This window comes from Halorubellus litoreus (genome assembly GCF_037081675.1).
Lineage (GTDB): Archaea > Halobacteriota > Halobacteria > Halobacteriales > Natrialbaceae > Halorubellus > Halorubellus litoreus.
Genome location: NZ_JAZAQL010000006.1, coordinates 165683 through 188336 on the forward strand (window position 1 = coordinate 165683; position 22654 = coordinate 188336).

25 protein-coding genes and 1 tRNA gene are annotated in these 22654 nt (G+C 68.7%); 11 read left to right on the forward strand and 15 right to left on the reverse strand.

Annotation, left to right across the window (positions count from 1 at the left end):
- Nucleotides 1-2: 2 nt before the first annotated feature.
- Nucleotides 3-494 (forward strand): double winged helix-containing putative transcriptional regulator, encoded by a 492-nt coding sequence (locus VYJ16_RS21720; RefSeq protein ID WP_336352404.1) that lies wholly within the window; start codon nt 3-5, stop codon nt 492-494.
- A gap of 75 nt (nt 495-569) precedes the next feature.
- Here VYJ16_RS21720 and VYJ16_RS21725 read toward each other — a convergent pair whose 3' ends face one another.
- From VYJ16_RS21725 to VYJ16_RS21735, 3 genes are all read right to left on the reverse strand, one after another.
- Nucleotides 570-1442: a hypothetical protein gene (locus VYJ16_RS21725; protein WP_336352405.1), complete on the reverse strand. Its 873-nt coding sequence runs from the start codon at nt 1440-1442 to the stop codon at nt 570-572.
- A 39-nt stretch (nt 1443-1481) separates the two neighbouring features.
- Nucleotides 1482-2066: a universal stress protein gene (locus VYJ16_RS21730; protein WP_336352406.1), complete on the reverse strand. Its 585-nt coding sequence runs from the start codon at nt 2064-2066 to the stop codon at nt 1482-1484.
- 134 nt (nt 2067-2200) lie between these two features.
- A complete protein-coding gene (locus tag VYJ16_RS21735; protein ID WP_336352407.1) occupies nt 2201-4087 on the reverse strand; it encodes an ATP-binding protein in 1887 nt (628 codons plus the stop codon).
- Between the two features lie 235 nt (nt 4088-4322).
- Here VYJ16_RS21735 and VYJ16_RS21740 point away from each other — a divergent pair, with 235 nt between their 5' ends.
- Nucleotides 4323-4658 carry a DUF7113 family protein gene (locus tag VYJ16_RS21740; protein WP_336352408.1) on the forward strand — a complete coding sequence of 112 codons (336 nt, stop codon included), beginning with the start codon at nt 4323-4325 and terminating at the stop codon, nt 4656-4658.
- Between the two features lie 21 nt (nt 4659-4679).
- Here VYJ16_RS21740 and VYJ16_RS21745 read toward each other — a convergent pair whose 3' ends face one another.
- The 4 genes from VYJ16_RS21745 to VYJ16_RS21760 all read right to left on the reverse strand — a co-directional run bounded on the left by VYJ16_RS21745 (nt 4680) and on the right by VYJ16_RS21760 (nt 8864).
- Complete coding sequence (locus tag VYJ16_RS21745) at nt 4680-5582, reverse strand: bile acid:sodium symporter family protein (protein ID WP_336352409.1); 903 nt, start codon at nt 5580-5582, stop codon at nt 4680-4682.
- A 24-nt stretch (nt 5583-5606) separates the two neighbouring features.
- Complete coding sequence (locus tag VYJ16_RS21750) at nt 5607-5840, reverse strand: Rdx family protein (RefSeq protein WP_336352410.1); 234 nt, start codon at nt 5838-5840, stop codon at nt 5607-5609.
- Between the two features lie 90 nt (nt 5841-5930).
- The gene (locus tag VYJ16_RS21755; protein ID WP_336352411.1) at nt 5931-7328 is read right to left on the reverse strand and encodes an FAD-binding oxidoreductase; all 1398 of its coding nucleotides are present in this window, start codon (nt 7326-7328) and stop codon (nt 5931-5933) included.
- Between the two features lie 240 nt (nt 7329-7568).
- Nucleotides 7569-8864 carry a DNA double-strand break repair nuclease NurA gene (locus VYJ16_RS21760; protein ID WP_336352412.1) on the reverse strand — a complete coding sequence of 432 codons (1296 nt, stop codon included), beginning with the start codon at nt 8862-8864 and terminating at the stop codon, nt 7569-7571.
- Between the two features lie 125 nt (nt 8865-8989).
- Here VYJ16_RS21760 and VYJ16_RS21765 point away from each other — a divergent pair, with 125 nt between their 5' ends.
- Nucleotides 8990-9271 (forward strand): hypothetical protein, encoded by a 282-nt coding sequence (locus VYJ16_RS21765; protein ID WP_336352413.1) that lies wholly within the window; start codon nt 8990-8992, stop codon nt 9269-9271.
- A gap of 60 nt (nt 9272-9331) precedes the next feature.
- Nucleotides 9332-9769 carry a hypothetical protein gene (locus tag VYJ16_RS21770; protein WP_336352414.1) on the forward strand — a complete coding sequence of 146 codons (438 nt, stop codon included), beginning with the start codon at nt 9332-9334 and terminating at the stop codon, nt 9767-9769.
- 20 nt (nt 9770-9789) lie between these two features.
- Here the strand turns inward: VYJ16_RS21770 and VYJ16_RS21775 are convergent, their stop codons facing one another.
- Nucleotides 9790-11076, reverse strand: a complete 1287-nt coding sequence (locus VYJ16_RS21775; protein ID WP_336352415.1) for a KaiC domain-containing protein — start codon at nt 11074-11076, stop codon at nt 9790-9792.
- A 181-nt stretch (nt 11077-11257) separates the two neighbouring features.
- On the opposite strand from VYJ16_RS21775, the gene VYJ16_RS21780 reads away from it, so the two are divergent.
- Entirely contained in the window at nt 11258-12097 is an 840-nt protein-coding gene (locus VYJ16_RS21780; RefSeq protein WP_336352416.1) for an NAD(+)/NADH kinase, read from the forward strand.
- A gap of 108 nt (nt 12098-12205) precedes the next feature.
- The gene (gene mptA / locus VYJ16_RS21785; protein ID WP_336352417.1) at nt 12206-13135 is read left to right on the forward strand and encodes a GTP cyclohydrolase MptA; all 930 of its coding nucleotides are present in this window, start codon (nt 12206-12208) and stop codon (nt 13133-13135) included.
- A 62-nt stretch (nt 13136-13197) separates the two neighbouring features.
- On the opposite strand, the gene VYJ16_RS21790 is transcribed toward mptA, so the two are convergent.
- The 3 genes from VYJ16_RS21790 to VYJ16_RS21800 all read right to left on the reverse strand — a co-directional run bounded on the left by VYJ16_RS21790 (nt 13198) and on the right by VYJ16_RS21800 (nt 16211).
- The gene (locus tag VYJ16_RS21790) at nt 13198-13443 is read right to left on the reverse strand and encodes a hypothetical protein (protein WP_336352418.1); all 246 of its coding nucleotides are present in this window, start codon (nt 13441-13443) and stop codon (nt 13198-13200) included.
- 136 nt (nt 13444-13579) lie between these two features.
- Entirely contained in the window at nt 13580-14383 is an 804-nt protein-coding gene (locus tag VYJ16_RS21795; protein WP_336352419.1) for a TrmB family transcriptional regulator, read from the reverse strand.
- 154 nt (nt 14384-14537) lie between these two features.
- Nucleotides 14538-16211: a DUF255 domain-containing protein gene (locus VYJ16_RS21800; protein WP_336352420.1), complete on the reverse strand. Its 1674-nt coding sequence runs from the start codon at nt 16209-16211 to the stop codon at nt 14538-14540.
- A 60-nt stretch (nt 16212-16271) separates the two neighbouring features.
- Here VYJ16_RS21800 and VYJ16_RS21805 point away from each other — a divergent pair, with 60 nt between their 5' ends.
- Nucleotides 16272-16910, forward strand: a complete 639-nt coding sequence (locus tag VYJ16_RS21805; protein ID WP_336352421.1) for an FxsA family protein — start codon at nt 16272-16274, stop codon at nt 16908-16910.
- A gap of 64 nt (nt 16911-16974) precedes the next feature.
- Nucleotides 16975-17048, forward strand: a tRNA-Ile gene (locus VYJ16_RS21810).
- A gap of 326 nt (nt 17049-17374) precedes the next feature.
- On the opposite strand, the gene VYJ16_RS21815 is transcribed toward VYJ16_RS21810, so the two are convergent.
- Nucleotides 17375-17524, reverse strand: a complete 150-nt coding sequence (locus VYJ16_RS21815) for an FmdB family zinc ribbon protein (protein ID WP_336352422.1) — start codon at nt 17522-17524, stop codon at nt 17375-17377.
- 171 nt (nt 17525-17695) lie between these two features.
- Between VYJ16_RS21815 and VYJ16_RS21820 the strand changes: the two genes are divergently transcribed.
- The 3 genes from VYJ16_RS21820 (at nt 17696) to VYJ16_RS21830 (ending at nt 18717) form a co-directional block, all read left to right on the forward strand.
- Nucleotides 17696-17833 carry a hypothetical protein gene (locus tag VYJ16_RS21820; protein WP_336352423.1) on the forward strand — a complete coding sequence of 46 codons (138 nt, stop codon included), beginning with the start codon at nt 17696-17698 and terminating at the stop codon, nt 17831-17833.
- A 334-nt stretch (nt 17834-18167) separates the two neighbouring features.
- Nucleotides 18168-18380, forward strand: coding sequence for a DUF7996 family protein (locus tag VYJ16_RS21825; protein WP_336352424.1), 213 nt, complete (start codon nt 18168-18170; stop codon nt 18378-18380).
- 79 nt (nt 18381-18459) lie between these two features.
- Nucleotides 18460-18717, forward strand: a complete 258-nt coding sequence (locus VYJ16_RS21830) for a DUF8006 family protein (RefSeq protein WP_336352425.1) — start codon at nt 18460-18462, stop codon at nt 18715-18717.
- Between the two features lie 107 nt (nt 18718-18824).
- On the opposite strand, the gene ahbB is transcribed toward VYJ16_RS21830, so the two are convergent.
- The 3 genes from ahbB to ilvD form a co-directional block, all read right to left on the reverse strand.
- Nucleotides 18825-19877: a siroheme decarboxylase subunit beta gene (gene ahbB / locus VYJ16_RS21835; protein WP_336352426.1), complete on the reverse strand. Its 1053-nt coding sequence runs from the start codon at nt 19875-19877 to the stop codon at nt 18825-18827.
- Between the two features lie 306 nt (nt 19878-20183).
- Complete coding sequence (locus VYJ16_RS21840; protein WP_336352427.1) at nt 20184-20636, reverse strand: hypothetical protein; 453 nt, start codon at nt 20634-20636, stop codon at nt 20184-20186.
- 239 nt (nt 20637-20875) lie between these two features.
- Nucleotides 20876-22612: a dihydroxy-acid dehydratase gene (gene ilvD, locus VYJ16_RS21845; RefSeq protein WP_336352428.1), complete on the reverse strand. Its 1737-nt coding sequence runs from the start codon at nt 22610-22612 to the stop codon at nt 20876-20878.
- Nucleotides 22613-22654 lie beyond the last annotated feature (42 nt).

Sequence of the window (22654 nt, forward strand, 5' to 3'; positions counted from 1 at the left end):
CGATGCGATTCAAGCACGTGCCGCGTCCGCCCGAGTCGGTCGACCGCGTGTTCGAGTCCCGGCAGGCGGTCCCGCTCGTGCCGGACACGCAGGACGACTGCTGCACGCGACTCATGGAGCGCGTCGGGTTCCCGGAGCGCGACGAGGCCGCGAAGTGGTTGACGTTCCTGCGCGCGCTCGGGCTGGTCGCCGAGCACGAGCGCGGGTACGCGAGGACGCGCGAGGACGTCGACCCGGTGGAACTCGCTGAGCGGTTCCTCGAGGGCGTCTATCTCGCGCCCGCGGTCCGCGACGCGGTCGCGGCCGCGGACGAGCCCGTGTCGGCGGACGCGGTGTTCGATGCAGTCGCTGACAGGGTGCCGCAGTACGAGCGCAACAAGTACCCGACGAACTGGCGCGAGGTCTGGGGCGAGACGGTCGCGCGCGAGCTCGACTGGCTCGTCCTGTTCGGCGAACTCGAGACGACCGACGACGGCCGGTATCGGGTCGCGTAGCGCGGGTCGTGTCGGTGACGCGTCCCGTCGCTCACGCGTCCCCCGTCGTCTCTCGTTCCCGTCGTCTCTCGACGTTCACGCGCTCCGGCGTGCGGCGAGCGCGAGGAAGAGGACGCCGAAGAGCGCGGGGAAGCTGGCGACGGCGTAGAGGACGTCGGCGCCGTCGACGCCGCTGGTCGCGCCGAGTGCGACGAGGGCGGCGGCGAGCGCGAGCGACCCGACGCCGGCGGCGACGATGGCGACGCGGTCGGCGCGCGAGCGCGGGGCGTCGACGGTGCTGTCGGCGGCGACGCCGGCGTCGAGGTCGTCGCGGACCTGCGCGTAGGCGTCGCGCGGTACCGTGAACAGGAAGGGAGCGTCGCGGCCGCCCGGTCGGGCGACGAACCGCGTGTTGACGAGGACGAGGCCGCCGACGTCGACGGCGCGGACGGCGGCGAGGTCGGCGAGCGGGTGCGTGTTCCCGTGGACGGTGAGCGTGCCGGCGTCGCGGTCGACGCGCCCGGCCGGGCCGCCGATGGCGAGCCCCATCGCAGCGACGAACAGGACGCCGACGAGCGGGTAGACCGCGAGGACGCTGTCGCTGGCGACCGTCGCGACGAGGGCGGCGGCGGCGAGGATGCTGCTGGCGGCGACGCCGACGGGGTGGAGTGCGCGGACGTCGAACGTCTCGCTGGGCCAGAGGTCGTCGGGGCGCTGGTCGGCGTCGAGGAACGGCACGAGCGCGACGGCCGACATCGGGCCGCCGACGAGCACGAGCACGACGGCGACGAACAGCGTCCCGCTGTCGCCGCTCGCGACCGCAGCGGCGACGGCGACGGCGAACGCGAGGAGCGCCACGAGCGCGAACGCGCCGAGGACGCCGACGAGCGCGTACCCACAGAGGCGGCCGAATCGCGTGTCCGTAGCCGAGATCTCCCAGGCGACGACGTCGCCGCCGCTCGATTCCATACCAGAAGTGTTCGGAACCTTAGTGGAAAAGGGTGCTGGTCAGGCGGAGCCTTCGCCGGGGACCTCGTTCGCGGCGTCCTCGGGCGAGCCGTTCGCGGACTCGCTCTCGGGCGCGTCCTCGGCGCTCGTCGCGTCCGCGTTCGTCGAATCCGCGCTCGTCGCGCCAGCGCTCGTCCCGTCACCGCTCGTCTCGTCGGCGCGGGCGACGGTGACTGGGACGGGCGACCGTCGGATGACGGTCTCGGCGACGCTCCCGAGGAGGATGCGCGTGACGCCGGACCGACCGTGGCTGCCCATGACGACGTGGTCGACGTCGTGGTTCTCGGCGTACCCGACGATGGTGTTCGCGGGCCGTCCGACCTCGATGACGGTGTCGGCGTCGACGCCGGCGTCGCTGGCGCGCTCGGTGGCGTCGGCGAGGTGGCTCTCGGCGTTCTCGCGGGCGCGAGCGAGCCACTCGTCGCCCAGTGGCGGGAGCGAGAGGCGGCGGCGGGAGCCGGCGTCGGCGGGGTCGATGACTGTGAGCAGCGTGACGTGGGCGTCGGGGAACGATTCCAGCGCGAACGCCAGGGCGCGGTCGGCCTGCGTGGAGTCGTCGTACGCCACGAGCACGTGCACAGACATGGTATCAAATAGCACAGTTGGTGGGATAAGTAATTCGACCGTTCAGGACGGTTCAGCGGACGGAACCCGCCGACTACCGCGAGTCACCACCCGTCGATCCGGTCGCACCACGAGGCAGAGTCGCGGCGATTCCCTCAGCGACCGTGCTTCGTGAGGCACTTCGAGAGTCCCACGATCTCGACGGGTTCGGAGTTGTCCGGCGAGTACACCACCATCTGGCCTTTCTCCATGTAGGGCACCTTGTCCTCGAGGTTCCGGGGGATGTTCACCGCGGAGATGGCGTCCTCGTCGCCGAGGTTCAGGACGACGGTCGTGTTCACCTGCTTGAACACGGGGTCGGCGACGTCCTGCGGGTCCTGCGTGATGAGGAACAATCCGAGGCGTTCCTTGCGGCCCTGCTTGGCGGCGTCCGTGAACTTCGAGATGACCTTCCGCGCCTGGACGTCCTCGGCGTCCGTGAGGAAGTTGTGCGCCTCGTCCATCCCGAGCACGAGCGGCGTCTCCTTGATGCGCTCGTAGCGCGGGTCGTTCGAGAGCTTCTGGTCGACGAGCAGGCTCGCCAGCGCGAGCACGACCGTCGTCGTCTGGCGCGAATCCGTCACGTGATACGTCGGGACGACGCTCAGGCCGCCGGGGCGCACGAACTCGTTCACCATGTCCGTGATGGCGCGCGCGCTCTGGTCGAAGACGTCCCCGAACCCGTACGTCCGGCGTTTGATAGCGTCGAACGTCGCCTCGTGCACGCGCCCGCTCTCGTCGAGCTCCTCCTTCAACGCGGGGTCGTCGAGGAACGACCGGAACTGCTGGTAGGTCCCAGCGTTCCCGTAATCGTCGAAGAACCGGGAGAGCAGGAGCTTGAGCGCGGGGTACTGGTTGTCGTTCAGCCCCGCACTGGCGACGAGCCACGGCCGCGACCGCACCATCGAGAAGGGAATGGTGAACTCGACCTGCTCCGCGCGGTGATGGTCGGCGCTGTACGTCGCCGACCCGACCTTCGGCACGAACGCCGTGGTGTCCTCGACCCCGCCGTACGCGACGTCCTCGCGCTCCAGGCGCCGCCGGAACGCGTCGTCGTCGGCGACCGCCGGGTTGTCGTCGTGCATCTGCGCGTACTCGTCCTGCGGGTCGAACATCACGACCGCCGGCCGCGACTCGCGACCGCCCTCCATCGGGTACGTGCGCTCCTCGGCGAGGAACTGCCGGAGGACGTTCTTCGCGCCGTGGGTCTTCCCGCTCCCGGTGCCGCCCGCGACGAGCGTGTGCCGGAACAGGAGCGGGTCACCGTCGCCGTAGTCGTCCTTCAATCGGTAGTCGATGGTCGGCGGTTCCGCCGCGGTCCGCACCTTCTCGCCGCCGACGGAGAGGTGCCCGAGGAACACGCCGTCGTCCGGCATCTTCAATCCCGTCTTGATCTCCGCGGTGTCGCTCGCCACCCGCACCACCGTCTCCGGCTTCGGCACGCGGTCGACCATCCGCCGCTTCAACTCGCCGTCGCCTCCGGCGGCGTCGCCGCCTCCGCGCGGCGCCTCCGACGCCGCGTTGTCCCTGAAGATGACGCTCATCGGGTCGAGCGTCGCCATGAACTTGTAGTCCGCCTCGTCGATACCGTCCCGCCGCATGGCGCGGCGCGCGTGAATCTCGTTCGCGTCGTCGCTCACGAACGCCTGCTCGTACTCCAATCCCGTGATGCGACAGAACAGCTTCTCGCCGTCCGGATACGGCACCAGGAGGTACTTCCCGATACGTACCTGCGGGCGGTTCCCCGTCGTGACGTACGCCCGCAACTGCGTATCCTCCTCGCGCTCGGCGATCTGGAGGCCCGCCGACACCGCCACCGTCCCGATACCGTCGTCGCTCCCCGCCGGCGACACGTCCACGCGCTCGAAGTCGTCGCCGACGGCTGCCTCGTCACCGCCCCCGTCGGCCCCAGCACGCCGGGCGGGCCCCGACTCGCCGCCATCACCCGCGTCGTCCTCGTCGTCGTCACCAGCGAAATCCCCGAAGTCGCCGAGGTCAGTCATAGCACACCCTCACACCGCGAGCACCATACCGCTTTTCACGCACCCACGACCACGCCTCGCTCGACATCCCACTCCAGCACGCGAAATACCATCCCGTGGACGCCGAAAGACGACCAGAAACGCCGCCCTGGCGGGCACCAAACCACACGTGAAACGCCGCCCTGGCGGGCGGCGTATGCTCGTGCTGGCGGTGGGACCCACTCCCCTTATTCGGCTGCGGGCCGTCAGTCGAATTATGTTGCTAGTCCGCGGCGCTGCCGGTGGGACCGAGCTGACCGGCACCGTCTACGAGCGCGGGGAGCGCGCGCCGCAGTTCCAGGGCGCGCCCGACGAGGACGCGCCGTACGTGTGGGTGTGCGACGAGTTCTACGAGGTCGAGAGCGGCGGGAGCATCCAGGAGGTCGACGGGCGCGAGGTGCACGTCGCGTTCGACTCGCCGATGCCGCGCGGGTTCGACACGCGCGACCAGGCCGTGGAGGCCGCTCGGGAGCACGTCCGCACGCAGTTCGCGCGCATCGGCGTCGACCCCGAAGACGTCGAGGTCAGCGTCGAGAAGGTCGAGCACGCCTGAGGTCGCGACGCGACGTCGGTGCTACGTGCTGGCGAGTCGCTCGGCCAGGAGCGCGCTCGTCGTCAGCTCGACGACGCCGAACGTTACCGCGGGGAGGGTCGCGACGGTCGGGAAGCCGGCGGCGACGACGAGCGCGGCGGCGACCGCGAAGTCGCGCATCCCGACCGAGAGCGTCGTCGCGACCTTCGTCTCGCGGCTTCCGCCGGTTCCGACGAGGTACCCGAGTCCGTACCCGGCGGCGTTCAGCGCGAGCGCGCCGGCGGCGACGACCGCGGTCAGGGCCGGGGCGTCCCGCAGGAGGTCTGCGTTCGCGGCGGCGACACCGCCGATGATGACGATCACCGCGACCGCGGACACCGAGCTGTAGACGTCCTCGTGTGCGCCGACGCGCTCGTCGAACGCGTGCCGGAGTCCGATGGCGGCACCCATCGGCGCGATGACCGCGAGCGCCAGCCCTTCGATTATCGCCATCGAGTCGACGGCGACGGCGTCGCCGACGAACGTCGCGAGCGCGAGCGGGACGAGCGCGGTCGCGCCGACGCCGGCGACGACGAGCACGACCATCGCGAGCGCCGTGTCGCCGCCCGCGAGTTCGGTCATCGTCGGCGTCACGAGTTCGGGCGTCACCGCGCCGAGCACCACGAACCCGGCGACGAGCGCCGGCGAGAGGTCGAGTGCAACCGCGATGGCGAACGCCAGGGCGGGCATCGCGACGTGACCGACGAGCGCGCCCGCGACGCCCCGGCCGTCCACGGCCCGGAACCGGTCGACGGTGAGCGTGAGCGAGACGCTCCCGACCATCACCGCGAGGATCGGCGTCGCGTAGTCGGTGACGACGGAGAGTTCCGGGACGAGGACGCCCACGGCGACTGCGGCGAGCACCCACCACAGGAGGTTGTCGTCGACTATCGAACCCCACTCCATCCTACCGCCCTACTGCGGTGAGACTCACGCGACCGCGTCGCCGATGCGCTCGACGATGGCGTCGCGGTCGTAGGCCTCCTCGTCGGTGTCCAGGATCACTTCGTCGTCTGTCCGCACCTCGAAGACCCCGCCACCGCCGGGGACGAGACCCACGGAATCGACGGCGTCCGCGTGCGCGTCGAGGATGGCGTCGGCCGTCTCCAGGGCGTTCGCTCTGTGACCACACGGAACGCAGTACTCGATCTCGAGCGCTGCCATGGTCGTCCCTCGTCACGCCACGTATGTAAAAACAGCCCGGGCGTGCGCGCACTGGACGGCCGAACCAGCCCGGCCGTCCGGGGGCGACGGTCACTCGCTGGGTTCGACGTTGTGGTTCAGCCGGAAGACGTTCTCGGGGTCCCACTTCGTCTTGACCTCGACCATCCGGTCGTAGTTCTCGCGGTACGCGGCCTGCTGGTCACCGTCCGTCTCGGAGACGAAGTTCGCGTAAACGCCGCCCGTCGAGTGGGGCGTCATCGCCTCGTGCATGTCGCGCGCCCAGGCGATGCACTCCTCGTCCTGTTCGGGGTCGGTCCACTGCGTGTGGAGGTTCATCACGAACTCGGCGTCGCGGTGGGGATAGGCCGTCGCGTCGACCGGCCGTTCGTTGATCGCGCCGCCGAGTTGTGCACACGCGATTTCCGTGAGTTCGGTGGGAATCGTCTCGCCGAACTCGACGAACGTCTCGATCATCCCGTCGGTCAACTCGAGGAAGTTGTGGGACTTCCAGTAGTTCCGGTTCCCGGCCGGACCCAGTCCGTCGAACGCCTGTTGCCACCCCGCGTAGGGGTGGGGCCCGACCGCGTCGGCGACCGGGTCGCCGATGTCGCGCCACGGCTGGAGCGCTTGCTCCGCGTCACTGATATCGCCGGCGTAGAACGCCGCGAGGATGAGGACCCGCTCGCCGTGCCACTCCGCGGGGATGGCCTCGAGCGGGGGTGCGTCCCGGATGACGAACCAGACCGCCACCTCGTCGGGGGCGTCCGCAGCCAGTCTCCGGTGTTCCTTCAGGACCATCTCGGCGTCGTCGAACGGGTAGACGATCGGGCCAGACAGCACCTCAGGGCCGACCTCGTGCAGTTGGAACTCGAAGGACGTCACGATCCCGAAGTTCCCACCGCCGCCGCGGATCCCCCAGAAGAGGTCCGGGTTCTCGTCCTCGCTCGCGTGAACGAGTTCGCCGTCGGCGGTGACGACGTCCGCCGAGATGAGATTGTCCACGGTGAGACCGTGCTTGCGCGAGAGCCAGCCCCAGCCGCCGCCGAGGGTGAGTCCGGCGACGCCCGTCGTCGAGTTGTAGCCCGCGGGCGTCGCGAGCCCGAACGCCTGGGTCTCGTGGTCGAGTTCGTTCAGGACCACGCCCGGTTCGACGCGCGCGGTCTTCGCGTCCGGGTCGACCCGGACCGCGTTCATCCGCGACAGGTCGATCATGAAGGCGTCGTCCTGGACGGCGCGTCCGGCGATGTTGTGCCCGCCGCCTTTCACGGAGATGGTGTGGTCGTGTTCTCGCGCGAATTTCACCGCCGCGATGACGTCCGCGGGCCCGGCGCACTGCGCGACGAGCGCGGGGTGTTCGTCTATCATCGCGTTCCAGACGGTTCGGGCCTCGTCGTAGCCCTCGTCGCCGGGGCGGATGACGGTGCCGCGGAACGCCGCCGCGAAGTCGGTGATGGCCTGGTCGTCGGTCTTGGGTGTCGTTAGGGACATGTTCGATTCTTCACTCCGAGTGTACTACGCGACGTGAGGGTGTGAAGGAGAGACATTTTCACACTGAAGTGGTGTACTCCGGAACCGGATGACACGCGACCGCAGGACGTCGCCGCCGGGACGGTCTCGGCGCTGTCTGCGGGTTCCTGCTCGGGCGTCGTCGCCGTGGACCACTCGTCGCCCCAGCGGACGTCGTCGCCGCTGACTACTCGTCGCCCCAGCGGACGTCGTCGCCGCTGACTACTCGTCGCCCCAGCGGACGTCGTCGTACTGGCGGGCGCGCCGGGACTGGAACGTCTCCTCGAGGGTCTCGCGGAGCGAGCGCTTCTCGCGGCCGCCGATCTTCGCGAGTTCGTCGGCTTTCCCGACTGCCAGGGGTGGGCCGCGTTCCGCGGCGACGGACGCGAGCGCCCACTGCTGGAGGGCGTCGCGCTGGCTCTCGTGGCGCGTGACGGCGTAGGGCGCTTCGAGCCGGTAGAGGACGTCCGTCCGCGGGTCGTATATCGCGCAGAACGTCACCTCGTACGCTTCGTCGTCGAGGCGGCGGTCGACGCCGAGGGCGTCGCCGTGCCGGGAGAGCACGCGGTCGGTGCCGCCGCGGGAGACGAACCACGACGTCGCGGTGAGCGCGCTCGTGTCGCGCTCGAACCGCCGCGGCGTCGGGCCGTCGTCGTCGGCGTCGCGCGCGTCCTCGTCGGCGACCATCTCGCCGCGTTCGAGGAGGCGTTTGAACATCGCGGCGTCGTCCACCCACGGCGCCTGCCCGAACGAGTCCCGGACGACGCGCGTGATGGCGTTCCCCGCGGGGTTCTTCACGAACCCGACGAGTGGCACGTCCTTCTCGACGAACCGCTCGACGAGTCGGACGTAGTTCTCGACGACCTCCTCGGGCTGGTCCTCCTCCTCGAGCACCGTCTTGAGTTCGGGGTGCTGGTCGGCCCACCGCAGGAGGCCGGTCGGGTAGATGGGGCCGTCGAGGACGAGGAGGTCGTCGACGACGTCAGCGTTCGTGCGCGCGTGCTCGGATTCGGCGCGGTACAGGCTGAGTGCGTGCACGACGCCTTCCTCGAAGCGGTTGACGCGGGGCGCTTGCCGTATCTGCGTGCGGACGTAGCCGGCGTCGTTCATCGTCCAGTCGTCCTCGTCGAACGCGACGGTCGCGTCCGCGGAGTGGACGGTCATGACCATCGTCCGGCCGCGGTGGAGGTCGAGGTCGCTCGGCGTCGCGCTCATCGCGGCTTGCGCGATGTCGAGCACGAGCCCGTTCGAGAACGTCGTCGGGTTGATGGTGCCGGCGTCGAGCCCGTGCACGGAGTCGAAGTCGGTGTCGGCGAGCGCGACGTCCTCGACGTCCGCGACGAGCCGGCGCTGGTCGTCGAGCGGTTCGAGGACGCGGTCGCCGTCGTGCACGAGCGGGTCGAGGTACTCGGTCCAGACGGTCTCGGCGACGTCGCGGTGGTCGGACTCGTCGACGTCGTACTGGATGCGCTTGGCGAGGCGCGCGATGCCCTCGTAGTGCACGGGGTCGAGCGTCACGTCGCGTGGGTGGTCGCGGGCGCGCTTAAGCGCCGTGGTCGTCGGTGGTGGTTCCTGCGTTTACTCGCGACCGAACTAATTTCTATCAACGTGTTTATGTTTCTGCGGGCGCGAGCGTCGGGTAGATGAGCGACCCCGCGACCCCCGAGCGCGGCAGCGAGGACCCGGTCGACTGGCGGCGCACCGACGACGGCGTCCGCCTCTTCGACCCCGACAACGACGACGCCTGGATCGAGGTCACGTTCGAGGCCGGCGTCCCCCCAGAGAAACGCCTGTTCATGGTCTGCGACGACTGCGGCGCCGTCGCCGCCCAGCGCACCCGCCCGGGTCGCGCCAGCGTCTGCGCGGACTGCGGCACCGAACACGACCACGAACCCCGTCGGCCGCCCGAACAGACGCGCGAGTAACCCACCTCCTTCCCGGTCGCGTCCGACCGTTTCTTGCCCGTCGCGCCCGACCGTTCGCGTATGCCATCCGACGACGCCACCGACCGCGAACCCCGGACCATCGCGGTCAGCGAACGCGTCCACGACCACCTCCAGGCGATGGGGATGCCCGACGAGTCCGAAAGCGAGACCCTCGAACGCCTCCTCGGCCTCAGTCCCGACCCCGCGACCCTCGGCGCCGACGACCTGTCGACGCCACTCCCCGACGACCCGGTCGTCCCAGATGCACTCGCCGCTGACCCGACGACGGACGCGACCGCGGTCGACCCCGACGAGATACCCGACCCCGACGTCGCACCCGCCGACGTCGACGCCGCACTCGGCGAACTCGCCGCCATCCTCGACCCCGACGACCGCGAACGAACGGAGGCACTCCTCGAGCGGATAGCGGCCGCCGACCCCGAGGAACTCGACGGCATCGTCGCCGCGCTCGAGGACGACACCGAAGAGAGCGAGTAGCCCGCCGCGGCGCGCGACGCCTAGAAGATGTTCGCCTGCCGGTACACCGAGATGCCCTCGTTCGTTATCTCGTAGGGCTTGGTCTCCCGGGAGTGATTCGCGTCCCGTATCTTCTGTATCTCGATGGCGAGCCGCGTCTCCCGGAAGTCGTCCGGGCGAACGTACTGGAGGACGAACACGGCGTCCGTGAGGTACTCGACGATACCGTGCCGGCTCGTGTACGAGTGCTCGTCAGACGCCTCACTCGTCAGCATCGTCGTCACGCCCGCGTTCTTCAGGGAGTTCGTGAAGTCGTAGATCTCGTTCCGGCGTCTCGCGCGGTCGTCGTACATCATCTCCAGCAGCGACACCGAGTCCAGGACGAGCCGGGTCGCGTCGAAGGACTCGATGAGTCGCGGGAGCTCCGAGCGGATGGACCGCAGCGAGTTCGCCATCTCGACGGGGTCCAGGTCGACGACGGCGAGCTGGCCGTTGTCGGCGTACTCGTCGAAGTTCAATCCCTTCTCCGTCGCGGAGTTGATGACGCGTTCGCGGGACTCCTCGAGCGTGATGTAGATGCCGCGTTCGCCCTGCTCGAGCGCCTCGTGGAGGAACTGGAGCGCGAACGTCGTCTTCCCGGTGCCCGCGGACCCGATGGTGACCATCAGCGAGCGCTCGGGGACGCCGCCCTGTATCATCTCGTCGAGCCCGTCGATACCGAGGTCGATGCGTGGCAGGTCCGTCTCGTACTCCTCCTCGGCGTCGAACCCGCCGCCGCCTCCCATCCCGAAATCGCCGCCTCCCATGCCGAAGTCGTCGTCGACCCCCATCCCGAACTCGTCGTCGACGTCCAGGTCGCCACCCATTCCGAACTCGCCGCCGGAGAAACCACCGCCGGGGTCGACCGTCCCGCCGGAATCACCGGGCGCGCCCCCTGGGCCGCCACTCGGGCCGGCGACGTCCGGCGCGTCACCCATCGCCGCCGCGAAGTCGTCGTCGAACAGCCCACCGCCCGAACCGTCCTCGTCGACGTCGTCACCCGAATCGTCGTCGTTCGCGGCCGGCGACGACCCGCGCTCGGCGCGGTCCACGAGGTCGGCGTCGACGGCCGCCTCGCTCGACGGCTCGTTCGCGTCACCGCCGCTGGGAGCACTGGCAGCGTCGCCGTCGACTTCCGGTTCCGTGGCGTCCTCGTTCGCGGCGCCTGGCGCGTCGACGTCGTCGCTATCGACGTCGTCGCCGGCCCACTCGTCCCAGTCGTCGGGGGCGTTCTCCGGCGGCTCCTCGAGTGCGCGCTCGAACCAGTCCTCGTCGTCGTCCTCGCTCATCGTCGATAGGACTCGCACGACCACATCGAGGGCCGCGCGAGCGTGCGTGTGCCGAGCGACGGGGGCGAAACGTATCAACCTTGTTGCTGTCGGCGACGGCCGCGATATCGCAACCAGCGACGGTCGCGACCGGTCACCTCACGACGCGGGGTTTTTCACCGGGCGGGTGGTAGGCGGGGACATGCACGTAGGTGTCGTCGCCCAGAAAGGGAACGTGCGCGCCGCGGGGCTCGCCGGCGAGCTCCGCGACGAACTCCGCACCCGCGACGTCGCCGTCGCCGTCGACGAGGCGACCGCGAGCGAACTCGGCGTCGACGGCGTTCCCGCCGACGAGATGCGAGCGTGCGACCTCGTCTGCAGTATCGGCGGCGACGGCACCTTCCTCTACGCGGCCCGTGGCGCGAACTCCGTCCCCATCCTCGGCGTGAACCTCGGCGAGGTCGGGTTCCTGAACGCCGTGTCGCCCGAGGACGCCCACGACGCGCTCGTCGCGGAGGTCGAGCGGTTCCGCGAGACGGGGACGGTTCGGTCGCGCGCGCTCCCGCGGCTCGCCGCGACCGGCACGGGCGAGGACGGCGACGAGTGGTCGCTCGCGCCCGCGGTGAACGAGATCGTCGTCCAGGGCCCCCAGCGCGGGCACGGCGCCGGCGCCGGGTTCGAGGTGCGCGTCGACGGCGAACTCTACTCGGGCGGGCACGCCGACGGCGTGCTCGTCGCGACCGCGACCGGGTCGACGGCGTACAACCTCAGCGAGGGCGGCCCGCTCGTCGCTCCCGCTGCCGGCGACTACGTCGTCACGGAGATGTGCGCGACCGACGCGATGCCGTCGCTCGTCCTGTCGCGCGACCAGACCGTCACGGTCCGCGTCGACGAAGCCGACTGCGCGCACGTCATCAGCGACGGCCGGGAGACCCGCGAGCTCGACCCGCCGGCGGCCGTCGAGGTCGGGACCGCCGAGGACCCCGTGCGGGTCGCGGGGCCGCCCGTGAACTTCTTCGAGGCCCTCAACAAGCTCGACTGACTGCGCGGAGAACGACAGCGTGACGCCCGCTCGAGTCCGATAGTCGGGTTCTCGCGGTCGGTTCCCCCTTCGTTAGGTACAAACATCCGTCGCACCTTCCTTGGAGCAATGAGTCAGGAACTGCCGGACGTCCAGGCGTCGAGCCCGGACGTCACCGTCGGCCTCAACCAGGTCGGGGTCACGGGCGTCGAGAAGCTCGTGAAGCTCGCCCGGCCCGAGAAGCGACCGATCGTCCTCATGGCGGAGTTCGAGGTGTTCGTCGACCTGCCGTCGTGGCGGAAGGGTGCGGACATGAGTCGGAACATGGAGGTCATCGACGAGACCCTGGAGGCGGCGACGCGAGACGAGGCGTACCGCGTCGAGGACGTCTGCGGTGACGCCGCCGAGCGCTTGCTCGACAAGCACGACTACACGAGCAAGGCCGAGGTACGGATGGAGGCGGAACTCGTGACGCGCGAGCAGACGCCGGCGAGCGACCGGGAGACCCAGAGCACGGTGGACGTCATCGCCGGCGCGACCGCGACCGAGGAGGGCACTCGCGAGGAGGTCGGGGCGCGCGTCGTCGGGATGACGGTGTGTCCGTGCTCGCAGGGGATGAGCGCCGCGCGAGCGCGGTCGGTGCTCGACGACCTCGGCGTCGACGACGACACCGCCGAGGCGTTCCTCGACGAGGTGCCGCAGCCGGGGCACAGCCAGCGCGGGCACGCGACGCTCACCGTCGAGACCGACGGCGCACCCGAGGTCGACCTCATGGACCTCGTCGAGGTCGCTCGCGACTCGATGAGCGCGCGCATCTACAACCTCGCGAAGCGCCCGGACGAGGACCACATGACCTACGAGAGCCACTCGAACGCGAAGTTCGTCGAGGACTGCGTGCGGTCGATGGCCGAGGGCGTCGCGCGAGAGTTCCCGGACCTCGCCGACGACGCCATCGTCACGATGAAGCAGTCAAACGACGAATCCATCCACCAGCACAACGCGCACGCCGAACGCGTCGCCGAGGTCGGAACGCTCCGCGACGAGCTCGCGGACGGCTGAACGGTTCGACTGCTGGCCGCGACGCGGACCCGTCTCGATGCTCGCCGCGACGCGGACCGTTCTCAGTGCCGACTGACGTGGTACAGTATCCCCCAGAGGAACGACAGGCCGACCATCACGACGATCGTTCCGGCGAACTGCCTGCTCGCCGGGACCGCCAGCCCGAGCTGTCGGAGCGTTCCGATGACGAGCAGTGAGAGTTCGGCGAGCGGCGGGAGGAGCTCCCAGACGAACTTCGAGAACATCGTGCCGATGAGGAGCGTCGCGAACGCCGCGAACCCGTGCGAGGCACCCGTTGTCGCTGGCATACCGCTACCTGACAGCAGCCACGAACAAAACTGTATCGTCCGTTGACCTGTTCGGCGACCGTTCGACTGTCGCGCCGAGCGCGTGAGGTGCTGGTTCGCCGCCGCCGAAACGAGAGAACGGCGCTCGCAGTGTCCTTCAGAACGAGAGCGGTTCCGCGCTCTGCCACGTCGGGTTGAACTGGTCGAAGACGTCCGCGGCGAACTCGGGGTCCTTGAGGTCGATCATCGCGAACGCTTCGGTGCCGCCGAGCGGGTTCGGGACCTGGATGACGACCTCGATGTCGTCGATGAGGTTGAACGTCCCGGTGACCTCCTCGCTCGTGCGGACGTTGAAGTTCGGGTCGTCCGTGAGCCGGTTCCGGTAGCGGCGGCCGACCTCCTCGCTGAGGGACGCGACCATCTCGCGAGTCATGAGGACGTCGACGTCGACGCCGCGTTCGAGGGCGTTCTCCATCTCCTCGATGATGGATTCACCGATCTCGGCGACGTTGAACTGCGGGCTCGGGTCGCTCGCGACCATCACGATGCGGTCGTCCGCGGCCGTGAGGCGTTCGAGGAGGAGGTCCGTGGTCTCCTCCTGGCCGACGGCCGCGGTCCAGAACTGCTCCTCGACGGGTTCGGCGGCGTCGAGCTCGTCGCTGAGTTCGTCGACGATGTTCTGGTACTGCTCGGCCTTCTCCTCGAGTTCGCGTTTCTTGTCCTCGAGGAGGCGGTCGAGGGCGGTCGCGGGTTCGACCGCGACGTACTTCTTCGGGCGCGACGCGGTCTGGCTGCGGACGAGATTGTACTGCTCGATGCTGTTCAGCACGTCGTAGATGCGACCCATCGGGACGTCGCTCGCCCGTGACAACTCTTTAGCGGTTGTCGGGCCGGTGTTGAGGAGCGCGCGGTACGCTCGCGCCTCGTACTCCGACAATCCGAGGTCTCGAAGGCTGGCCATAGTAAACCCAAACATAGTGGAGAACCATAAACACATCGGTAGTTGAAGTCCTCCAGGCGCTCGAATCCGCGCAGGCCCCCCACGAGAACTCCACGGTCGTGAAATCGCAAGCGCGTTCAGACCGTCTCTGGGGTCGTGGACCGCGCGAGCGCGCTCAGACCGTCTCCGCGACGAGGTCCGCGAGCGCCTGTGGCGAGGTCGCAGTGCCCGCGACGTCGTCGCCGCGCGCGACCTCGGCCTCGCCCGCAGCCACGTCCTCGGCGGCGGGGACGACGACCTTCTCGTGGTCGGCCATCCGGAGCGCGGCGCGATGCAGGTCGCTCCCGGCGTCGTCGCCGACGCGGATCGAAAGCGGCGACTCCAGGTACCGGGACGCGGTCGCGGCGTACGCGGCGACGCGCACCCCGAACCGGTCGGCGGCCCCGCCGAACGCCTCGAGCGCGCGCCGACCGACCGCTCGGTACTCGTCCTCGCCCGTGACGACCGCGAGGTCGAGCAACGCGTCGGCGAACTCGACGTTCCCGTCCAGCGGGTACAGCGACTCGTCGAGCAGCCCCGCACCGGACGTAGGGCCGTCGCGGAACGCGTCGTCGTCCCCGAGTTCGTCGATGGTCCAGTCAGCGACGCGACGCGCCTCGTCGACGACGTCCGCGCCCGTCACCTGGCGAGCGCGCAGGAGCGCCGACAGCACGCGCGCCTGGTCTGCGAGCACACCGACCTCGCCACGCTCCCCGGCCGACGGCCCGCCGTCAGCTGTCGCCTGCCCGTCGCCCTGCGCGACGTAGTGCGTGACAACGCCGTCCTCGCTCACGAGTTCCTCCCGGACGAAGTCGAGTGCACGGGTCGCGTACGAGCGCGCCTGCTCGTCGTCGGTGTACGCCGCGAACGCGAGGAGCGCGTCCGCCGCGAGCGCGTTCCGGTCCGCGAACACCGTCGGGTCCACGGACGGCGCGTCGTCGTCCTCGCGGCCGCTCGCGGACTGCACGTAATACGACTCGTCGGCGGCCTGACTGCCCGCGAACGCCTCGCCCGTCCAGAGCGTCGACGCGAGGTAGTCGGCGCCCGCGCTCGCCGCCTCCCGGTACGATTCGGTACCCGTGTAGAGGTACGCGTTCGCGAACGCACGAATGAGCGCGGCGTTCGAGTCCAGCAGTTTCTCGTGGTGCACGTTCGACCAGTTCGCGTTCTCCGCGAACCGATAGAACCCGCCGTCGTAGTCGTCCCGGAGGTTCGCGTCGACCGCGTCGAGCGTCCGCACCGCCTGGTCGCGCTGGCGTTTCAGCGCGAACTCGACGGTCCGGGGGAGCGGGAACTTCGCGTTGTCGGACCAGCCGCCGTGCTCGTCGTCGAACGAGTCGACGAGCTGACCGAGCATCTGCTTCTCGACGTCAGAGGTCAACTCGCCCGCTGGCGGCAGGCCCTCGCGGAGCGCGCGCGGCACCGTCCCCGCGGCCTCGCCCTTCGCGTTCCAGGCCTTCCGGACGCTCGTGAGCACCTGCCGGAACCCGTCCGGGCCGAGGTAGCCCGCGCCCGAGAGCACGCTCCCGTCGGGCGCGAGGAACACCGTCGACGGGAACCCACCCATGTTGTACCGCTCTCGGACGCGCGGGTGGCGGTCGGCGTCGACGCGAACGGGCACGAACCCGTCGTTCACGTTCGCGGCGATACGCGGCTCGTCGTACGTCTCCCGATCCATCTCGTGGCAGTGCGCGCACCACGTCGCCGAGAGCGACAGGAGCACGGGTTTCCCGGCGCGGTCCGCGACCGCGAACGCCTCCTCGCCCCACTCGCGCCACTCGACCTTCGTTGCCTCGGCGGACTCGTCCATACGAGTGATTCGGTCGGCCGTGGATAAAGGGCTTTGAAGCCGGACGCGCTAGGCGGAGGTATGCTCCGGTACATCGCCGCACTGCTCGTCATCCCGCTCCTCGACTCCATCGTCCTCGTGGCGCTGGTGGCGTCGGGGACGCTCGGTGGCGTGCAGGCGGTGGCGCTCGTCGTCCTGACCGCACTCATCGGGATGCTGCTCGTGCGGATGGAGGGCCGGCGGACGCTCGCGAAGATACAGCGCTCGCTCGCCGAAGGCAATCCGCCGACGAACGAGCTCATGGACGCGGGCCTCCTCATCGCGGCGGGCGCGTTCCTCCTGACGCCCGGGCTCGTCACGGACGCGATCGGGATCGCGCTGACGCTGCCGTTGACGCGCGTCCCGATCCGGATGGCACTCAAGAAGTACGTCGTCGTCCCGCAGCTCGACAAGCGCACCGGCGGGATGGCGTCGGGGAACGCGTGGACGTTCGGGTTCCCGAACCCCGAGGACGCCTCGGGCGGCGGTGCTGGTAGCGCGAGTGGGTTCTCCGTCAGCGGGTCGTTCGGCGGCGGGTTCGGCGGTGACGGCGACGCCGGGCCGTTCGGCGGTGCCGCTCGCGAGGACGACGACGGCGACGACGACACGATCGACCTCGACGAGGACTCGTTCGAGGTGGACGTCGAGGACGTCCGGGACGCCGACGACGACCGGGACTGACTCACACTCGAACTGCAAGAAGGAAACCCTTTTATTCATCACCCATCTATCTCAGCATGCGTTCGGGCGGATAGCTCAATCAGGTTGAGCGCCACTCTGATAAGGTGGAGGTTCTCGGTTCAAATCCGAGTCTGCCCACTTCTCCGCGACCACAAACGACGAGCGACAGCGAGGAGTCGTTCGTCGCAGAAGTACAAACGAGTGATTTGAACCCTGTGAGTCGCAGCCCGCGCAGCGGAGCGAGCAGGAACGTCTCACATCGGTTCGGAATCCGAGTCCGCCCACTTCTCCAGCGAACAACTGGCGGCGAGCGACGGCGACGGGTGTGGTTCGATTCGTGCTGGAGGGTCTGTGCGCGTTGCTTGGAGCTGGTGCTGGTGGACTGGGGGTTCGGGCTCGTCCGGAGCGGTGTGGCCTCGGGGTGACCGGTTCCGGGAGGTGGTTCCGTCGGCGGTGGCGTCGTGCTACCAGTCGTTGCGTTCGACGCGGTACCCACCGCACTCGGGGCAGACGTGGTGTTGGACCTCGTAGCCGTTCTCGCACGCGAGGCACGCGTACTCCGGGCGTGTGTCGCTCTCGCTGAAGTGGTCCATCACGCGGTCGAGAGTTCCCATCTGGAGACGTCTGACGCCTCGTGGTGTCATAATGGTTCGGACTAACTTGCTGGGCGGTTCGGGGTGCGTTCCGGTCGGTCGTCGAGTAGTATTTCGAGTCGTCTTCTTGCGGTTTTCACTTTCACCGTGCATGGCGTGGGTTTAGGGGTAGTCCGTCCGTATTGGTGGGGTATGAGTGCGGAAGATGACGTTCGTGAGGCGTTGGAGGCGGCCCAGCTTGCGGTGGCGGCCGACGACTACGACTCGCTGGAGAAGGCGGGCCTGGAGCTCGTCGGGCTTGCGCGTCGTCGTCGATACGAGGACGACTGACGGCCGTGGAGCATCCTGTCGGGTGGAGCCCGCTCCGCGGGACAGCGAGCAGCGACGACGGATGCCTCCGTCGTCCGCCCACGAACCGGACGAAGGGAGTCGGCGGTTCGGGCGTTTCCGCGGCTGTGCGGACCACTTACAGGACCCCCGTTCGAATTAAGGGTGTCCGGACCGTTACGTCCCACTGGACGCACGTGCACGCTCCATGGTTCGTACGTCCCGTGCGTCCACCCCTTTGTGCGACCGACGTCACGTCCGAGAGCGTCGCGTGAGTCGCGCCGTGGCGGGCCACCGAGACCGATGGGTTGAGGCACGTCCGGTCCAATCGTCGCGTATGGACGCAGCGACGCTCGGCGACGAGCGCGTGCAGGTCGGCCTCACCGTCCTCGCCGGTATCGTCGTCCCGGGACTCGCGAAGTTCGCGCTCACCGCCGCGGGCTACTCGCTCCTCGGGACGATCGCGTGGACGTGGGGGTTCTCGGCCATCGTCACCCTGTTCTGGCATCGCTGGATTCGATCGCTCGACCTCACCGGGCCGACCGCGTGAGTCCCCCGGCACCAGTCGACGGGCGTGGTCGCGGTATCGTTACGATTAAGACCGCTTCGTGGCGAGGTACGACCTAGGAATGATGGACATCGCGCTCCAGATCGTCGACAACTTCCTGCTCCAGTACAACGTGGGGCAGGCGCTGCTCTTGCTGTTGATCGTGTCCGTCCTCGGCGCACTGCCGCTGAAGTCGATGAAGCTCGTCGGGTTGACGATGGTGACGTTCGGCGCCATCTTCGTCGTCACGCCCGGGTCGCTCGCGCCGCTCCAGTACAAGTTCCTCGGGCTCGGCCTCCTGTTCGTCGGCCCGATGATCCTCGTCGCGTCGCGGAAGTAACCAGATTCGGTCGCGAAACTGAACGCGTCGGTCGGTCCAGTCGAGTCGGTCGCCGAGGGAGTGTTCACGCGGCGGTCGCGGTCGTCGGCGCCGGGACCGCTCGCGGGCTAGTTCATCAGGTCTTCGTACTGCGCGCCGGTCTGTTTCAGTGTCTCCGTGGAGTAGAGGCGTTCGTGCTCGTAGGGGAGGTGGTCGGTGGCGAGTTCGTCGATCTTCGCGTCGACGACGTCGGCGTCGCGGCCGTGGATCATCGTGAAGAGGTTGTACTCCCAGTCGAGGTCGGGTCTGCGCGGGCGGTGATAGCAGAGCGTGACGTAGGGGAGTGCGCCGACGCGTTCGCCGCGAGCGTCGAGGTCGTCGTCCGGGACCGACCAGACGACCATGCAGTTGTTCCGGAACCCGGTGACGACGTGGTTGACGACGCACCCGATGCGTTTGATGCAGTTCGCGTCGAGCAGGCGGTCGATGGCGGCGAGGACGTCGTCGACGGCGACGGTGTCGTGGTCGCCGGTCGCTTCGAGGTCGCGTGCGAGGTCGCGGTACGGCGTCGTCGAGACCGGGAAGCCGTCCTGGATGGCGAGCAGGAGGTCGGCGTCGAACGCCGACAGGTCGCCGGTCGCGCTCTCGCTGATGCGCGTGGCCGAGACGTCGGTCGATTCGAGGCTCTCGCGCGCGAACCGGTCGTCGTTGACGACGGGGAACTCGAGGTCGATGTAGTAGTCGGTGAGCATCGGGAGGTCCAGTACCTCGCAGCCGGTTCGGGCTTCAATCTCGGCGAGTATCTCGTCGCGTTTTGCGCGCGACCCGGCGGTGACGACGAACCACATGTTCCACTCGTGGTCGCGGCGGTAGTTGTGGTTCACCTGCTGGTAGCCGTTGATGACGGCCGCAACTTCGTCGAAGCGGTCGTCGGGCGCCGAGACGGCGGCGAGCGTCGACGACCCGATGACCGGCGGGTTGAGGACGGCGCCGAACCGACGGAAGACGCCCGCATCGAGCAGGGTCCTCATGCGGTCGAACGCGTCGGCTTCGTCGGTGCCGATGGCGTCGGCGACCGCACGGAACGGGCGTTCTTCGACGGGGAAGTCGCTCTGGAACTCGTCGATGAGGCGAGCGTCCACGTCGTCGATGCGTTCGCGCCAGTCCCCCTCCAGACTCATTGTTCGATGTAGGGACTCGCGGGGTTTAGCCTCCGCGGATTCGGAGCACGTCGACCGTACGGCCGCGACCCCCCTCGTCGTCGCGCTCCCCCGCGATGCGTGAAGAGAGTCAGAGACCAGTTCGCATCCCTCTCGAACGGAATCGCGAAGCGGTAGATACAGCCGAAGGACGTAACGCGAACGGTGGTGATAGCTTCCATTCCTGTCAGATACTCCGTGCGAGATACAGAGCATGTAGTCAGCACGATGCCTTCTCTCTTCTGGTAGTTCCTACAGAATCAGGTTCTCAGCGGGCCTGCGAAGTCTTCACCGTCGTTCCATCTCCCCTTCGGAGTAGATATCGAATATGACGGCGTCACTGTCGCCGTCGTCATCCGGCGGGAAGAAGTGGACGTGGTCTTCGTCATAGACGCCTGGGTAATTCGAAGAACCGTACTCCCTCCACACCCTGTACCGGACGACGTAGGGTCTGGACTCGGCAACGGCGTCTCGTTGTGTCATCGACGGGCCGTTCGCAACCTCCTGCGGTGGCTCGACGTCTATCCGTTCGAAGTACACGCTCGCTTCCGGATTAGTCGGTCCCCCCTGCTGAGGCGATTCGGCGTCGGTCCGAAACAGTTCGAACTCGACCCTGTGCGAGTATTCAGAGTGGTTGAACACGACGAGGTTGAGCGTTACTGACTGGGAGGAGAGCGTGGAGCAACCGGCACAGCCGGCCACGACACCGGTTGTCCCGAGGAGAAACTGACGGCGGTCCATGTTCGCTGTGCCCACTCGAGAAACAAGTATCTTGTCTGAACTGGACAGTTCGAGTCGATGAAAGTGTTTGACGAACTGCTGACTATGCGCCCTGTATCTTGCACGGCGATGTGAATATCGTCCGAAACTGGTAGGAACTCCGGTGGTCAATTCGCATCCACACGCTAACAGCTAATTCGCCAAGTCTCGAGTGCAATCAACGTCTAGCGAATCGGTCTCCCGTCATCTTCAGCACGCGGTCAGTCGTCGCGTTTCGCAGCGGGATTCGTCACTGCGCCGTTGGCGGCCGAGCCCATGTCGCGGCCGTACTTCGCGAGGACGCCGCTCGTGTACGCGGGCTCGGGGTCGTCGCGGGCGTCGAGGCGCTCCTCGATCTCGGCGGTCGACAGGTCGACCTCGAGGGTGCGGTCGGGGACGTCGACGGTGACGACGTCGCCGTCCTCGATGGCGCCGATGGGGCCGCCGACGTACGATTCGGGCGCGACGTGGCCGATCATGGGGCCGCGCGTGCCGCCGGAGAAGCGACCGTCAGTCAGTAAGGCGACGTCGTCCTCGTGTCCGGCGCCGACGACGGCGGCGGTGACGCCGAGCATCTCGCGCATCCCGGGGCCGCCCTGCGGGCCTTCGTTCCGGATGACGATGACGTCGCCGCTCTCGATGTCGCCCTCCTGGACGTACCGCATCGCGTCCTCCTCGTTCTCGAACACGCGAGCGGGGCCTTCGTGGTGGAAGGCGTCGTCGCCCGTCACCTTCAGGACGCTGCCGTCGGGCGCGAGGTTCCCCTTGAGGATGCGGATGGCGCCCTCTGCCTGGTAGGGGTCGTCGACGCTGTAGAGGAAGTCGGCGTCCGCGGCTTCGACCGCGTCGCGCGAGGGGAGGTGCCCGGATTCCTCGAGGTGCTGGAGTTCCTCCGCGATGGTGCGGCCCGTGATGGTGGCGGCGTCGCCGTGGACGAGGCCGGCGTCGTGGAGGCGGCGGAGGACGACGGGGACGCCGCCGAGTTCGTGGAGGTCGTTCATCACGCGCGTCCCGCCGGGTTGGAGGTTCGCGATCTTCGGCGTCCGCTGGCTGATCTCGTCGAAGTCGTCGATGTCGAGGTCGATGCCGGCTTCGGCGGCGAGCGCGAGCAGGTGGAGGACGGCGTTCGTGGAGCCGCCGATGGCGACCTGGAGCGCGATGGCGTTCTCGAACGATTCGCGCGAGAGGATGTCGCTCGGGCGACGGTCGGCGTGGACGGCGTCGAGCGCGAGTTCCCCGGCTCGTTCCGCGACGTCGTAGCGCGCGTCGGACTCGGCGGGCGCGCTCGCGGACCCGAGCGGCGCCATCCCGAGCGCCTCAGAGATGGACGCCATCGTGTTCGCGGTGAACATCCCGCCACAGGAGCCCGCGCCAGGGCACGCCGACCGTTCGAGGTCGTCGAGCTCGTCCTCGCTCATCGAGCCCTCGGCGACGGCGCCGACGCCCTCGAAGACGTTCTGGATGGTGACCTCGCGGCCGTCGTGCTCGCCGGGCATGATCGAGCCGCCGTAGAGGAAGACGCTCGGGAGGTCGGTGCGGATGCTCGCCATGAGCATCCCGGGGAGGTTCTTGTCGCAGCCCGCGACGGTGACGAGCGCGTCGAGGCGCTCGCCGAACGCGACGAGCTCCACCGAGTCCGCGATGACCTCGCGCGAGACGAGGGAGGCCTTCATGCCCTCCGTCCCCATCGAGATGGCGTCGCTTATCGTGATGGTCCCGAACTCGATCGGCATCCCCTCGGCGCTGTCGACGCCGTCGATGGCGGCGTCGGCGACGTCGTCGAGGTGAACGTTACAGGGCGTGACGTCCGCGGCGGGGTTCGCGACGCCGACCATCGGCGCGTTCAGGTCGTCGTCGTCGAATCCCATCGCGCGGAACATCGCTCGATGCGGCGCGCGCTCGGTGCCCTCGGTGACCTCGCGACTCCGGAGACCCTCGGGCTTCTCGCTATCGCTCATGTCCCGGGTGAAGCGCCCGCCCGCCTTAACTCCGGCCCCCTC

Excerpts from the sequence above, each read along its gene's own strand:
- VYJ16_RS21725 (WP_336352405.1), bottom strand. The coding sequence starts at position 1,442 with ATGGAATCGAGCGGCGGCGACGTCGTCGCCTGGGAGATCTCGGCTACG.
- VYJ16_RS21800 (WP_336352420.1), bottom strand. The coding sequence starts at position 16,211 with ATGGACGAGTCCGCCGAGGCAACGAAGGTCGAGTGGCGCGAGTGGGGC.
- VYJ16_RS21745 (WP_336352409.1), bottom strand. The coding sequence starts at position 5,582 with ATGGAGTGGGGTTCGATAGTCGACGACAACCTCCTGTGGTGGGTGCTC.
- VYJ16_RS21840 (WP_336352427.1), bottom strand. The coding sequence starts at position 20,636 with ATGGACCGCCGTCAGTTTCTCCTCGGGACAACCGGTGTCGTGGCCGGC.
- ilvD (WP_336352428.1), bottom strand. The coding sequence starts at position 22,612 with ATGAGCGATAGCGAGAAGCCCGAGGGTCTCCGGAGTCGCGAGGTCACC.
- VYJ16_RS21720 (WP_336352404.1), top strand. The coding sequence starts at position 3 with ATGCGATTCAAGCACGTGCCGCGTCCGCCCGAGTCGGTCGACCGCGTG.
- VYJ16_RS21780 (WP_336352416.1), top strand. The coding sequence starts at position 11,258 with ATGCACGTAGGTGTCGTCGCCCAGAAAGGGAACGTGCGCGCCGCGGGG.
- VYJ16_RS21740 (WP_336352408.1), top strand. The coding sequence starts at position 4,323 with ATGTTGCTAGTCCGCGGCGCTGCCGGTGGGACCGAGCTGACCGGCACC.
- VYJ16_RS21750 (WP_336352410.1), bottom strand. The coding sequence starts at position 5,840 with ATGGCAGCGCTCGAGATCGAGTACTGCGTTCCGTGTGGTCACAGAGCG.
- VYJ16_RS21820 (WP_336352423.1), top strand. The coding sequence starts at position 17,696 with ATGAGTGCGGAAGATGACGTTCGTGAGGCGTTGGAGGCGGCCCAGCTT.
- mptA (WP_336352417.1), top strand. The coding sequence starts at position 12,206 with ATGAGTCAGGAACTGCCGGACGTCCAGGCGTCGAGCCCGGACGTCACC.
- VYJ16_RS21795 (WP_336352419.1), bottom strand. The coding sequence starts at position 14,383 with ATGGCCAGCCTTCGAGACCTCGGATTGTCGGAGTACGAGGCGCGAGCG.
- VYJ16_RS21765 (WP_336352413.1), top strand. The coding sequence starts at position 8,990 with ATGAGCGACCCCGCGACCCCCGAGCGCGGCAGCGAGGACCCGGTCGAC.
- VYJ16_RS21805 (WP_336352421.1), top strand. The coding sequence starts at position 16,272 with ATGCTCCGGTACATCGCCGCACTGCTCGTCATCCCGCTCCTCGACTCC.
- VYJ16_RS21830 (WP_336352425.1), top strand. The coding sequence starts at position 18,460 with ATGATGGACATCGCGCTCCAGATCGTCGACAACTTCCTGCTCCAGTAC.
- VYJ16_RS21735 (WP_336352407.1), bottom strand. The coding sequence starts at position 4,087 with ATGACTGACCTCGGCGACTTCGGGGATTTCGCTGGTGACGACGACGAG.
- VYJ16_RS21825 (WP_336352424.1), top strand. The coding sequence starts at position 18,168 with ATGGACGCAGCGACGCTCGGCGACGAGCGCGTGCAGGTCGGCCTCACC.
- VYJ16_RS21790 (WP_336352418.1), bottom strand. The coding sequence starts at position 13,443 with ATGCCAGCGACAACGGGTGCCTCGCACGGGTTCGCGGCGTTCGCGACG.
- VYJ16_RS21755 (WP_336352411.1), bottom strand. The coding sequence starts at position 7,328 with ATGTCCCTAACGACACCCAAGACCGACGACCAGGCCATCACCGACTTC.
- VYJ16_RS21775 (WP_336352415.1), bottom strand. The coding sequence starts at position 11,076 with ATGAGCGAGGACGACGACGAGGACTGGTTCGAGCGCGCACTCGAGGAG.
- ahbB (WP_336352426.1), bottom strand. The coding sequence starts at position 19,877 with ATGAGTCTGGAGGGGGACTGGCGCGAACGCATCGACGACGTGGACGCT.
- VYJ16_RS21730 (WP_336352406.1), bottom strand. The coding sequence starts at position 2,066 with ATGTCTGTGCACGTGCTCGTGGCGTACGACGACTCCACGCAGGCCGAC.
- VYJ16_RS21770 (WP_336352414.1), top strand. The coding sequence starts at position 9,332 with ATGCCATCCGACGACGCCACCGACCGCGAACCCCGGACCATCGCGGTC.
- VYJ16_RS21815 (WP_336352422.1), bottom strand. The coding sequence starts at position 17,524 with ATGGGAACTCTCGACCGCGTGATGGACCACTTCAGCGAGAGCGACACA.